The following is a 13,120-nucleotide window of genomic DNA, read 5'->3' as shown; positions in this document are numbered from 1 at the left end:
CTCAGGCCCTTCCGTTCTTGCGTGCATGCATCGGGCCACCAAGGAAGGGTGCGAATCCGGTCCCGTAGATGACCCCGATATCGGCAAGGTCCTCGTTGGCCACAACGCCTTCGTTGACGGCAATCACCGTGGCGTCGACCAGCGGCTTGACCAGTTCGCGGCCAAAGCCGGCAAGGTCCTTGTGCTCGGGCACCTCGCCCTTGATGGCCTTGCCGTTCTCCCACTTGTAGAAGCCTTCACCGGTCTTGCGGCCGAGTTTCTTCTCGTTCACCAGCCGGGCAAACCGCGAGTTCTCGGGCACCTCATGCCCCAGCTCCAGCGCCACGCTCCGCCCGACGTCGAGACCAACCGTATCCATCAGCTCGATCGGCCCCATCGGCATGCCGAAGGCCACCGCCGCAGCGTCGATCTGCTCTTTGCTCTGGCCCGCCTCGACCAGTTGCACGGCGCCCAGCATGTACGGCATCAGCACCCGGTTGACGAGGAAACCGGGCGCCGACTTCACCACCACCGGGGATTTGCCGATCGCCAAGGCAAAGCTGGCGCCCCGGGCAATGTCGAGATCGGTGTTGAACTTCGAGCGGATCACTTCCACCAGCGGCAACTGCGCCACCGGATTGAAGAAGTGCAGCCCGATCAGCCGGCTTGGATTGACCAGCCCCTCGGCAATGCGCTCGAGTTCGATCGAGGACGTATTGCTGGCAATGATCGCGTTCCGTGGCGCCTTCTTCTCGGCATCGAGGAAGATCTTGCGCTTGATCTCGAGGTTCTCGACCACCGCCTCGATCACCACATCGGCGCGCGCCAGGCCCTTGCCCTCCGGATCGGCTTCCAGCCGCGCCACTGCCGATTGCACGTCGACCGGCTTCTTCAGCCGCTTCTTGAACAGCGACTTGGCCCGGTCGAGCGCCGGCTTGATCCGCTGCATGTCGAGATCCTGCAGCGTCACACCCATGCCGCGGAGCGCGCACCAGGCGGCGATATCGCCCCCCATGACACCGGCGCCGATAACGTGCACGCGCCGGAACACCGGTTTCTCGTTGCCGCGCAGCCCCTGCTTCTTGAGTCCTTCGGAGAGGAAGAACACCCGTCGCAGGTTGGTCGCCGTCTCCGACGACAGCAGCGGCACGAATGCGTCGATCTCGCCCGCGCTCATCGCCTTGGGATTGTCGCCGTGCTTCTCGAACAGCTCGATCAGCGCGTAAGGCGCCGGATAGTGGTCACGCCGCGCCTTCTTGGCGACTTCCTTGCGCATCTTGTTGGCCACGTAGTCGCGCAGCGGCCCCATGGCCATGACCCGCTTGAACACCGAGGCGTGTTTCGACTTGCGCTTCTGCAGTACGGCCTTGCGGCCTTCCCAGCGCAGGTTGTCACGATGGCGGACCAGCTTGTCCACCAGTCCCATGCCACGCGCCGCGCCGGGTTTGAGCATGCGCCCCGTCAGCATGGCCTGCATGGCATCCACCGGTCCTGCCTGCCGGATCGAGCGACCGGTGCCGCCAAAGCCCGGGAAAATCCCGAGATTGACCTCGGGGAAGCCGATGCGCGTCGTGTCGGCATTCACCGCCACGCGGTAGTGGCAGGCCAGCGCCAGCTCAAGACCGCCACCCAGACAGAAGCCATGAATGCAGGCCACGATCGGAAATTTCGCACCTTCGATGCGGTCGAACAGCGCGTGTGTCCGCTTGAGCGCCGGCGGTAGGACCGACAGGTCCGACATCTCGTCGAACTCGGACACATCGGCGCCGGCGATGAAGCCGCTGTCCTTGCCCGACATCAGCACGACGCCGAGCAGAACCCCTTCCGCTGCGAGGTCCTCGAAGCGGATCACGAGCGATTCCAGTTCCGCAATCGCCTCCCGGCTGAGCGTGTTGACCGGCGCTTTCGGCGTGTCGATCGTCAGCCAGCCAATGCCTTCGAAATCGATTTCGAAACGCCAGTTCTTCGTCGGCGGCAGTTGCGGTTGGGCCAAGTGACAGGCTCCTCGTTGAATGGCTTATTCGGCAGCGTCCTTGGACGCGATCGGCGCCCGTTGCTTCGGCGACAGCTCCTCAGGGTCGAAATCATCGACGCGGATCACCCGGTCCGTCGCCTGGTCGGCAAGGCGCAACGTCGCCGCCTCCGCCTCGGTCAGCACGCCCTTGTCCACCGCGTCGGTGATCGCATCGCGATCGAGGCGGCGCTCGATGACGCCCTTCTTGATCGCCCGCACGAACTTGGCTTCGATCTCCTCGGCCTTGGTGACCTTGACCAGAGCATCTTCAAGCACGCCGGTCACATCCTTGGGGTCCATCGTCGTATAGACGCCCTTGGTCAGCCGGTCGCGGAACGCACCCGGCCGCAGCACGGCCCGAGTCAGTCGATAGGTTTCGCGATCCGACGATGGCTTGGCGTGGCGTCCCAGGGGGAACACCAGAACCCGCATGAGGTTCCGCAGCACCACGTTGGGGAAGTTGGCGAACACCGCCGCAAAGCTCTGCTCGATGGAATAGATCAGGTCGCGCGCCGCCGCATCGACCACCGGCTTGTCCTCCGCGATCGCACCATCATCCTCGTAGCGCTTGAGAACCGCCGAGAGCAGGTAGAGATCGGAAAGAATGTCGGCCATCCGGCCCGACAGCCGCTGCTTGCGCTTGAGATCGCCACCCAGGAACGCCACCGTCCAGTCGCCGACCAGCGCAAAACTCTGCGAGTAGCGCGCCAGCTGCCGGTACCAGCGCGACATCTCCCCGCTCACCGGCGTCGAGGCCAGTGCCCCGCCGCTGATGGCATGGAGGAGGCTGCCGACCGTGTTGCGCAGCGTAAACCCGATATGCCCGCCGAAAGCCTTGTCGAACGCCTTGATCCCTGCCCCGCGATCCGGATTTTGCGCCGCCGCAATCTCCGAATAGAGGTAGGGGTGCGCCCGCAGCGCCCCCTGCGCGAAGGTGATCAGGGTGCGCGTCAGAATATTGGCGCCCTCGACGGTGATCGCCACCGGCACCGTCGCATAGCCCGAGAACAGATAGTTTGTCGGTCCGTCCTGCACGGCGCGACCGCCGTGGATGTCCATGGCGTCATTGACGCGATCGCGCATCGCTTCGGTGGTTCGATACTTGAGCAGTGCCGAAATCACCGCCGGCTTCTGTCCCTCATCCACCATCGACGCCGTCAGCGCCCGGGCCGCCTCGTAGGTGTAGGCAGACTTGATCATCCGGCTCAGTGGCTCGGCCACGCCTTCCATGATGCCGACCGGAATGCCGAACTGCCGCCGGATCCGCGCATAGGCAGAGGTCACGCGCAGCGCATGCTTGATCGACACCGTGCCGATGGCCGGCAGCGAGATGGCACGGCCGGTCGAGAGGCACTCCATCAGCATGCGCCAGCCCTGCCCGGCATACTGTACGCCGCCGATCAGGAACTCCATCGGGATAAAGACATTGCGGCCCTTGGTTGGTCCATTCATGAACGCCGAGCGTGCCGGATAGTGCCGGCGGCCGATCTCCACACCCTTGAAATTGGCGGGCACCAGCGCCAGCGTGATGCCGATATGCTCGGTCTCGCCGATCAGATTTTCGGGATCGTGCAGATGGAAGGCCAGTCCCAGCAGCGTCGCCACCGGCGCCAGCGTGATGTAGCGCTTGTCCCAGCTCAGCTTCACGCCCAGCGTCTTCTTGCCTTCGTACATTTCGTAGGTGACGACACCCACGTCGCGCATGCCCGCGGCATCCGATCCGGCATGCGGACCGGTCAGCGCAAAGCAGGGCACTTCCTGCCCGCGCGCCAGACGGCCTAGATACTTTTCCTTCTGTTCGGGCGTGCCGTATTTCTCCAGCAGTTCGCCCGGCCCCAGTGAATTGGGCACCATGACGGTGATGCCTGCAGCCACCGAACGGCTGGCGATCTTGGATACGACCTGGCTCTGCGCCTGCGCCGAAAAGCCGAGGCCGCCATGCTCTTTCGAAATCAGCATGCCGAGGAAGCCCTCGGCCTTGAGGTAGTCCCAGACGTCCTTGGGCAGGTCCGCGCGATTGTGGCGGATGTCCCAGTCGTCGATCATGGCGCAGACCTTGTTGACGGGTCCGTCGAGAAAGGCCTGCTCCTCTTCGGTCAGCGTTGGCTTGCGGATCGAGCGCAGCTTGCTCCAGTCGGGACGCCCGGAGAAGAGTTCCGCGTCCCAGCCGATCGTGCCGGCATCCAGCGCTTCCTGCTCGGTGCGCGACACCCGCGGCAGGATATTCCTGACCATGCCGTAGGCCGGACCGCTGAGGGTTGCCCGGCGAATCGCCGGTATTGCCAGCAGCCCGAGCACCAGCCCCGGCAGCAGGGCGAAGAACCAGGCGACCATGTCGGTAGCCAGCCACATGCCGGTGTCATCGATGATAATTCTGGTCAGGGCGCCCAGCATCGCAACGCCCATGGCCCATTGCCACAGCGGCGCACGCCGCATGGCGAGGACTGCAAAGCCGATGATGCCGAGAATAATGAGCACCAGTGTCACGATGAGCCTCCCGCTTGCGTCGGTGGCAATCTAGGCGGTGCCTTCCGACTTTCAAAGAGATTACCCTTGGTTGACGTATGCGTCAACCGCGAGCTGTCTGCGTCGGATGAGGTGCGTCCGCCATTTGACGCATACGTAAGGTCGTGGAATAGTTCGTGCATAAAAGGGACGCAAAGTCCGGGAGGTATGAAGATGGCAGTCAGCGGCACGCCGGGAGCACACGAAAACAACCTACGACCTTGGATCGACCACTATCCCGAGGGCATCACCTGGGACTACCCGATCAATGATACGCCCGTGCACGAGCAGGTGCTGGCGGTGTGCGCAAAGACTCCCAACGCCGACGCACTGGACTTTCTCGGCGCCAAGACAACCTTCAAAAGTCTCGCCCGGCAGATCAATGCTTTTGCCGGCGCGCTCCAGGCGCAGTTCGGCCTGAAAAAGGGCACCCGCGTCGCCCTGCTCCTGCCCAACACGCCGTTCTATGTCGTGGCCTACTATGCCGTGCTCCGCACCGGTGCCACGGTCGTCAATTGCAACCCGCTCTACACCGTCCATGAGTTGAGCCACATCATCGCCGACTCCGGCGCCGATGTGATCGTCACCCTCGACCTCACCCAGCTCTTCGAGAAGGCCGAAAAACTCGTCCAGGATGGGCACGCCAAATCGTTGATCGTCTGCCACTTTCCTGACGCCCTGCCGACGGTCAAGAAACTCCTGTTCAGCCTCTTCAAGTCCCGGGACCTGACCAAGGTCAGCAACTCCCCCATCGCCGCCAGCGTGACGCATTACGCCGCGATGCTGCGGAAAAACCTTACCCCGACACCCGTTGCCATAGACGGCAAGACCGACGTCGCGGTGCAGCAATATACCGGCGGCACTACCGGCATTCCCAAAGGCGCCATGCTGAGCCACGCCAACATTGCCGCCAACATGAGCCAGATCGACGGCTGGGGCTGCGGCATCTTCTATCCGCCCTCCCGCATCATCGCCGTGCTGCCCTTCTTCCACATCTTCGCGATGACCGTGTGCATGAACGTGCCGCTCTGCAATGGCGCACAGGTCGTCATGCTGCCGCGCTTCGAACTCAAGGCACTGCTCGATCTGGTCACCCGCACCGGCGCCAATATCCTACCCGCCGTACCGACGCTGATCGCTGCCCTCGCCAAGGCGGGGGAAAAAGCCAGGCAGCCGCTGCAAAGCATCGAGGTGGTGATTTCCGGCGGCGCCGCGTTGCCGCAGGAAACACGCAACAATTTCGGCAAGATCAGCAAGGCCCTGCTGGCCGAAGGCTATGGCCTGACCGAGGCATCGCCGGTTGTCTGCTGCTCCGCGCTGCGGGTGCCCAGCAAGCACATGTCGATTGGCCAGCCGTTGCCCGACACCGATGTCCGCTTTGTCGACGTCGACAGCAAACAGGTCGTATCGCTGGGCGAACGCGGCGAACTCCAGGTCAAGGGCCCGCAGGTCATGCTCGGTTACTTCGGCAACGAGAAGGCCAGTGACGAGGCCTTTTCGGACGGTTGGCTGCGCACCGGCGACGTCGGCTACATGGATACCGACGGATACGTCTTCCTCGTCGATCGCATCAAGGACCTGATCATCTGCTCAGGATTCAATGTTTATCCGCGCACTATTGAGGAAGCACTGGCCCAACACCCGGCCGTCGAGGAAAACAACGTTATCGGCGTACCGGACGAATACCGCGGCGAGGCGCCGGTCGCCTTCGTCAAACTCCGGGATGGCCAGAGCGCCACCGAAGCAGAGTTAAAGAAATTTCTTGCCGAAAAGGTCAATCGGATTGAAATGCCGCGCGAGATTATTTTCAAGGACTCACTCCCCAAGACTCTGATCGGCAAGCTCTCCAAAAAGGAGCTGCGGGAAGAGTATCAAGAAATGAAAGAGTCAAAGCGTGAACCGGTCAGAACCTGACAACCGCGATCTCTTCGCCATCGCCGATCTTGCCCGGGAATTTGGAATCTCGACGCGCGCCATTCGTTTCTACGAGGCCAAGGGCCTGCTCACGCCGGAGCGTGTCGGCGCGACGCGAGTGTTTCGTCGCCGCGATCGGGCCCGGCTGATACTGATCCTGCGCGGCAAACGCCTCGGCTTTTCGCTGCGCGACATCTCCGAGTACCTGAGCCTTTACGACGCCCAGTCCCAGACCGCCCAGGTGACCATGCTGACCGAACGCGTCGACGAGCGTCTCGAGATGCTCGAACGCCAGATGCTCGACCTGCAGACAACCATCGCCGAGCTGCGCGAAATCCGCCGGCTGGCGACCGAGCGCATTGCACGCAGTGCCTAGGCGGCGCCGCTCAGCTTCGGCCGGTACCCGTACTGCGTCAGCCAGCTCGAGAAGGCAGTTGGCGCAAGTGCCTTGGAGTAGAGGAACCCCTGCAGCACATCACAACCGAGTGCCCTGAGAATGCGCCTTTGCACCTCGGTCTCCACCCCTTCGGCAACCACCGTCAATCCCAGGCTCTGCCCGATCCGGATCACCGCTGTGACCAGCGTCCGGGAACTGTCACTGCCTTCCAGATCCTGAACGAAGCACTTGTCGATCTTGAGCTCGTTCACCGGCAGGCGCGCCAGGTGACTGAGCGACGAGAAGCCGGTACCAAAATCGTCCATGGAGAGACGCACGCCCAGATCGTGCAAGGCTTGTGCGTTCGCCATTGCAATCGAGCAGTCATCCATGGCCGCGCCTTCGGTGATTTCAATGCTCAGCCGCCCGGGCGCCAGGCCATGGCGGGAGAGCGTTGCCGCCACGATCGGCTCCAGGGGCCGCGTCCGGAAGTGCAATGGCGAGATATTGACGGCCACGGCGGGGACCGACACGCCGGTATCATCCCAAGCCCTGAGCTGCCTGCAGGCCTCGTCGAGCGCCCATTCGCCGAGATCGTCGATCAGGCCGCTCTCTTCGGCGAGCTTGATGAAACGATCCGGAGCAATCTGTCCCAGCTTCGGATGCGACCAGCGCGCCAGCGCCTCCACGCCCGTCAGTGCTCCGTCGACGGACGACACCTGCGGCTGGTAGTTGAGCGTCAGGCTGCGCCTTGCGATGGCCTCACGCAGTGCGGCGCCGAGCAGCACGCGCTCCTGCGCCAGTTCGTTCATTTCAGCAGAGTAGAAGCGGTGGCAGGCCCGGCCCTCGGCCTTGGCGCGATACATCGCCGTATCGGAATTCTTGAGCACGGCATCGGCGTCGGCACCATCCCGCGGGTAGAGGCTGACACCGATACTGGCGGTAACCGGCAAGCTGAAGCCGCCGATATGGGTCGGTTCAGCCAGCGCCGCCTCGATACGCTCGACCATCCGCACGGCGGCCTCGGGGCTGCTATCGCCAAGCACGATAACGAATTCGTCGCCACCGTGCCGGCACACGATATCACCTGACCTGACCTGCTTCTGCAGCCGACCGGCCACCTCGACCAGGAGGCTGTCGCCTGCCGGATGGCCCATGGTGTCGTTCACATCCTTGAAGCGATCGATGTCGAGAAACAGGAACGCCCGCGTCTGCTTGGGATCGGCCGCAAACGCGACATCGAGTTGCTGGCGCAGCTGGGTGCGGTTGGGCAGCCCCGTCAGCGTGTCGCAATAGGCCAGCTTGGCAATGCGCTCCTGCGCCTCATGCCGCTCGAAGGCCATCGCACAAAGCTGGACGCAGGCGGTCACCACCGCCTCATGCCAGACGCTTGGACCTCGTTTCTCACGGAAGTAGAAGGCAAATGTCCCCGCGACGCGGCCGTTCTGCAGCTTGATCGGGCTCGACCAGCAGGCCAGCAGTCCCAGCGGCAACGGCAGGGATTTGTAATCGGCCCATAGCGGGTCGTTCTCGATATCGTCGACCTGCACCGGCTCCTGCCGATAGGCTGCCGTTCCGCAAGATCCCGTCGCCGGGCCAATCAATGACCCGTCGATGGCCTCTGAAAAGTATCCCGGCAACGACGGCGCGGCCAGCGTCCGCAGGCAGCCCGCCTCGTCCACTCCGAGTATCGAACTGACGACCTCCGGGAAGATTACCTCGACCCGCTCACAGATGAACTTCATGACCTCGCGCAGCGGCAGATCGGTGGCTACCGCTTCGAGGACGTCGCGCTGCAAGGCCTGGATCTGCCGGAACTCGGTTGTATTCTCGAGGATGCCGACGATGTGCCCAAGCGTTCCGTCCGGCCGCAATACCGGCCGCAGGGTGACGGAAAGCCAGAGCTCGGTGCCGCTTTTGCCCAGTGTGCGGACTTCGTCGCGCACCTCGCGGCCCCGATGCAGTTCATTGAGAATCCGTTCGTAGTCCTTGGCCATGTAGTGCCGGGCACCCATTATCTCGCTGGGACGCCGGTCTTTGACGTCACCGAACTCATAGCCCAGCATCTCGGTGAACACGCGGTTCACATAGACGATACGGGCCTGCGCGTCGGTGACGTAGACGGCGTAGGGTGTTTCGTTGGCAGCTATGGCAGTCAGTTCGTGATAGTCCCACGAACGGACCGCAGACGGCACCTGCTTGAAGTCCATTTGCAATTCTCGCAACTATCGAGACATGCCGTCCAACATGATCTCATCACTGCAAAGCTAACGGAGTAGAGCGTAAATAATGCTGTAACTGCCTGATCAACTTCCGGGATGGTTGAGAAAGTCCTAGCGCCCGCGGCGCGGCTTGACGTTTGACGTCATCGGATCCGGCTTGCGCGGCTTCTTCCAGTTCTTTGGTGGCGCCGTTACTGGAACATGCGTCCCCAGACCCATCTCGCCCGGTGGCGGCTTGCGGATCATGCCGCCGCCCTTGAGCGCCTCGATCTGGTTGCGCAGCTCGGCAGCCCGCTCGAAATCGTCGGCAGCTGCCGCCTGCGCCATCTGGGTGGTCAGGTCCTTGATCTTTCTTTCAATGGCGGCCAGCGACATGAGAGCTCCTAGCTTGCGGACAGGAAGACCTGCATGTCTTCCAGGGTTGCGGCCTCGCCTGCCGGCTTGTCCCAGCGGATCCGGTTGATCCGGGGGAAGCGCAGCGCGACACCCGACTTGTGGCGCGGCGATTGCTGCGCGCTGTCAAATGCCACCTCGAAGACCAGCTCCTTCTTCACCTCGCGTACGGGTCCGAAGCTGGCAACCGTATTGGTGCGTACCCATTTGTCGAGCTGCTTCAGCTCCTCATCGGTAAAGCCGAAATAAGCCTTTCCGATGGGCACGATCTCGTTGCCCTTCCACACCCCGAAGGTGTAGTCCGAGTAAAAGCTCGAGCGCTTGCCATGACCGCGCTGGGCATACATGAGGATGGCATCCACCACATTGGGATCGCGCTTCCACTTGTACCAGAGCCCCTTGGGCCGGCCCGGCACATAGGGCGAGGTGCGCAGCTTGACCATCACCCCCTCATGCCCATGCTCGTCAGCCCCCTTGCGGCGCAATTCGGCGAGGTCTTCCCAGTCGGCAAAGGGCAGCACCTCCGAGAGATCCATCCGTGTCTGCGGGTTCTGCCGAAACCAAGCCTCGAGCCGCGCCCGCCGCTCTGTCCAGCCAAGTGCGCGAATATCCTCGCTGCCATCGAACAGCATGTCGTAGACCCGGATGAAGGCCGGCAGTTCTCCCAGCTGCCTGGCATTCGCCATCTTGCGGTTGAGCCGCTGCTGCAGGTCGTTGAACGATGCCGGCTCGAAGTCGGCACCGACCAGCAATTCCCCATCCAGGACGGCGTCGCCAAACACCGCCTCGACCACGTCCGGAAACGCCGCAGCAATATCGTCGCCAGTGCGCGAAAACAGCGAGACCTGACCGCGGCTGGCGATCATCTGCACCCGGATGCCGTCCCACTTCCATTCCGCCGAAAAGTCCCGGGGGTCGAGCTTGCCGAGGTCCTTCTCCTCGTCGATCGGATTGGACAGCATCATCGGGTGAAATCGCGCCGCGTGGTCGATATCGGGGCGCTCCGCCGTGCCGTCGAGCCAGGCGAAAAGCTCGACATAGGGCAGCTTGATGCCATGCCACACCTCTTCGATGTCCTGCAGCGCCTTGCCCGACATCTCCACCAGCGCAGTCTTGGCCAGTCGCGCCGACACCCCGATGCGCAATGCCCCGGTCGCCAGCTTGACCAGCGCCCAACGCTCGTTGATCTCGGCCCGTGTCAGCAACGCCGCGATCAGCGCGGGCAACTCGGCCTTGCTGGTTGTCTGGAACAGGTCGATCAGTTCGGTGAGCGACGGCAGTTCCTCGCCCGCCCCGCTGTGCGGCCAGATCAGCGCAATGGTTTCACCCAGATCCCCGACATAGTCGTAACTCATGGCAAACAGCGTCGGATCGACCTCGCGCGTCACCACCTCGCGCAGCACTGCCGGCTTGACGTTCTTGAACGTTATGGCCCCGGTCAGGATGGCCAGCGCAAAGCCCCTGTCCGGATCGGGGGTGGCCGCGAAGTAGTCGCTCAGGGCCTCGATCTTGCGATTGCGCGACGGCGTCAGCGCCAGCAGTTCGAGCAGTTGGGCAAATGCCTTCATTCGCCCTCCTCCTCGCCAGCCTCGTAAGCATCGATGTTGAGCGGTTCGGCAGTCAGCCCCTGCTGCTGGCCCCAGTAGACCAGTGCATCCTCGCGTCCATGCGTCACCCAGATTGTCTCGGCCCCGGTCCCGGCGATAGTCGCCCGCAACTCGTTCCAGTCGGCATGATCCGAAATCACCAGCGGCAGCTCGACGCCCGACTGCCGCGCCCGCTGCTTGACGGACATCCAGCCCGACGCCACCGCCAGCACCGGATCGGGCAATCGCCGGATCCATCGGTCTTTTATGGCGGAGGGCGGCGCGATGACGATCTGCCCCGCCAGTTCGGCTTTGGGAACATCCAGCGAATGTCGCAAGTCACCCAGAGCGATGCCACGCTCTTCGTAGAGCGCACAGAGACGGATCATCGCCCCATGCAGGTAGATCGGCCTCTCATACCCCGCCTGCCGCAGCAGCGAGATCACCCGCTGTGCCTTTCCCAGCGCATAGCAACCGATGACATAGGCCCGCTCCGGATGGGCCCCCGCCGCCCGCAACAGCCGCCCGATCTCTGCCACCGGATCGGGATGCTGGAAGACCGGCAGCCCGAACGTCGCCTCGGTGACCAGCAGGTCGCAGCGGACCAGTTCGAATGGCTGCGCCGTGCGGTCCGGCGCGGTCTTGTAGTCGCCCGTCACCACGATCCGCTGCCCCTGATGCTCCAGCAGCACCTGCGCCGATCCCAGAATATGGCCCGCCGGAAAGAACGTGACCCGAACGTCGTCGACGTCGAGCGGCACACCGAACTCCAGCGCCTGGAAGGTCTCGGCACAATCCTCGCCGTAGCGCGTCTTCATGATCGCGATGGTATCGGGCGTCGCCAGCACGGCGCCATGTCCGGCGCGCGCATGATCGGCGTGGCCATGCGTGATGATCGCCCGCGCCCGCGGCTGCGGCGGATCGATGAAGGCGTTGATGGGCTTGACCCGCAGGTCACGATCGAGAAAAGGCGCCATGGCCATCCAGCAACGCAACAGGACATAGAAGGTTGAATCTAGCCCGCGTTTTCAGCGGCGGCCAGCCTCGTGCGGCTTGTGCGACGGGTGGGGCTGGGCCAAGACTGACGCAGTCGAAGACTAGGAGGCCCTTATGCGCCGCACCACCCACGCCCCCGGCACCATCCATCGTCTTGTCGTCGAGAGTACGGCGCTCGCCAGCAATCGCCTTGGCGACCCCACCAGCCGGCTGGTCGACGTCTACGTGCCGCACGGTCACGATGGCACCGGCCTGCCGCTGCTCGTCGACCTGGTCGGCTATACGGCTGGAGGGCCGGCCCACACGGCCTGGAAGAATTTCGGCGAGAATGTCCCCGAGCGCCTCGACCGTCTGATCGGCGATGACGCCATGTCGCCGGTTGTTGTGGCCTTCCCTGATTGCTTCACCCGCATGGGCGGCAACCAGTATGTGAACAGCTCCGTCATGGGGAACTGGGAAGATTTCCTCATTGGCGAAATGCTCCCCTCGGTCGAGGACCGCTTCTCCTGCGGCGGCGCCGGACGGCGTGGCGTCTTTGGCAAGAGCTCGGGCGGCTTCGGTGCGCTGGTCCACGCCATGCGCCACCCGGACGTCTGGGCCGCGGCGGCCAGCCATTCGGGCGATGCCGGCTTCGAAAACCTCTACCTGCCGGAATTCCCCAATACGCTTCGCGCTCTCGCCAAGTCCGAGAACTCGATCCAGAAATGGTTCGAAGCCTTCGAAGCCAAGCTCAAGCTCGACGGCAAGGACACGCTGCTGCTGATGATCCTGGCCCAGGCCGCCAGCTACGACCCCGATCCGGACCCGGAGACCTTTCTCGGACTCCGCCTGCCGGTCACCTACGACACCTGCGAGCTGATCGAGGACCGCTGGGCCAACTGGCTGGCCTGGGACCCGGTCCGCATGGTCGAGATGCATGCCGATGCCATCGGCCGCCTCAAGGGCTTCTTCCTCGATTGCGGCACCGAGGATCAGTACAACATCCTTTACGGCACCCGCCGCATCCACCGCGCGCTGCAACAGGCAGGCATCGCCCACCGCTACGAAGAGTTCCCGGACAACCACTCCAGCGTCGACTACCGCATGGATGTCAGCCTGCCGTTTCTGGCCAAGGCGCTGAGCCAATAGCGCAAGA

The 13,120-nt window shown here is 63.4% G+C and carries 9 protein-coding genes; 3 read left to right on the top strand and 6 right to left on the bottom strand.

Going from position 1 to position 13,120, the window contains the following annotated elements; all coding sequences use genetic code 11:
- Position 1 precedes the first annotated feature (1 nt).
- Positions 2 to 1,972, bottom strand: coding sequence for a 3-hydroxyacyl-CoA dehydrogenase NAD-binding domain-containing protein (locus AC0L4C_RS08935; protein WP_473403280.1), 1,971 nt, complete (start codon positions 1,970 to 1,972; stop codon positions 2 to 4).
- A 24-nt stretch (positions 1,973 to 1,996) separates the two neighbouring features.
- The gene (locus AC0L4C_RS08930) at positions 1,997 to 4,480 is read right to left on the bottom strand and encodes an acyl-CoA dehydrogenase (protein ID WP_473403279.1); all 2,484 of its coding nucleotides are present in this window, start codon (positions 4,478 to 4,480) and stop codon (positions 1,997 to 1,999) included.
- On the opposite strand from AC0L4C_RS08930, the gene AC0L4C_RS08925 reads away from it, so the two are divergent.
- Positions 4,406 to 6,412: a long-chain-fatty-acid--CoA ligase gene (locus tag AC0L4C_RS08925; protein WP_473403278.1), complete on the top strand. Its 2,007-nt coding sequence runs from the start codon at positions 4,406 to 4,408 to the stop codon at positions 6,410 to 6,412. The genes AC0L4C_RS08930 and AC0L4C_RS08925 overlap by 75 nt on opposite strands.
- The gene (locus AC0L4C_RS08920; protein ID WP_473403277.1) at positions 6,393 to 6,788 is read left to right on the top strand and encodes a MerR family DNA-binding protein; all 396 of its coding nucleotides are present in this window, start codon (positions 6,393 to 6,395) and stop codon (positions 6,786 to 6,788) included. Before AC0L4C_RS08925 ends, AC0L4C_RS08920 begins: the two co-directional genes overlap by 20 nt.
- On the opposite strand, the gene AC0L4C_RS08915 is transcribed toward AC0L4C_RS08920, so the two are convergent.
- The 4 genes from AC0L4C_RS08915 to AC0L4C_RS08900 all read right to left on the bottom strand — a co-directional run bounded on the left by AC0L4C_RS08915 (position 6,785) and on the right by AC0L4C_RS08900 (position 11,966).
- Positions 6,785 to 8,998, bottom strand: coding sequence for a sensor domain-containing protein (locus tag AC0L4C_RS08915; RefSeq protein ID WP_473403276.1), 2,214 nt, complete (start codon positions 8,996 to 8,998; stop codon positions 6,785 to 6,787). The genes AC0L4C_RS08920 and AC0L4C_RS08915 overlap by 4 nt on opposite strands.
- 123 nt (positions 8,999 to 9,121) lie before the next feature.
- Positions 9,122 to 9,385: a UvrB/UvrC motif-containing protein gene (locus AC0L4C_RS08910; RefSeq protein WP_473403275.1), complete on the bottom strand. Its 264-nt coding sequence runs from the start codon at positions 9,383 to 9,385 to the stop codon at positions 9,122 to 9,124.
- A gap of 8 nt (positions 9,386 to 9,393) precedes the next feature.
- The gene (locus AC0L4C_RS08905) at positions 9,394 to 10,971 is read right to left on the bottom strand and encodes a cisplatin damage response ATP-dependent DNA ligase (protein ID WP_473403274.1); all 1,578 of its coding nucleotides are present in this window, start codon (positions 10,969 to 10,971) and stop codon (positions 9,394 to 9,396) included.
- Positions 10,968 to 11,966: a ligase-associated DNA damage response exonuclease gene (locus AC0L4C_RS08900; RefSeq protein WP_473403273.1), complete on the bottom strand. Its 999-nt coding sequence runs from the start codon at positions 11,964 to 11,966 to the stop codon at positions 10,968 to 10,970. Before AC0L4C_RS08900 ends, AC0L4C_RS08905 begins: the two co-directional genes overlap by 4 nt.
- A gap of 133 nt (positions 11,967 to 12,099) precedes the next feature.
- Here AC0L4C_RS08900 and AC0L4C_RS08895 point away from each other — a divergent pair, with 133 nt between their 5' ends.
- Entirely contained in the window at positions 12,100 to 13,113 is a 1,014-nt protein-coding gene (locus tag AC0L4C_RS08895) for an alpha/beta hydrolase (RefSeq protein WP_473403272.1), read from the top strand.
- Positions 13,114 to 13,120 lie beyond the last annotated feature (7 nt).

It is taken from the genome of Devosia sp. J20-27 (assembly GCF_055808595.1).
Note: the sequence above shows the minus strand (reverse complement) of the source record. Positions and strands in the feature narration are given on the sequence as shown.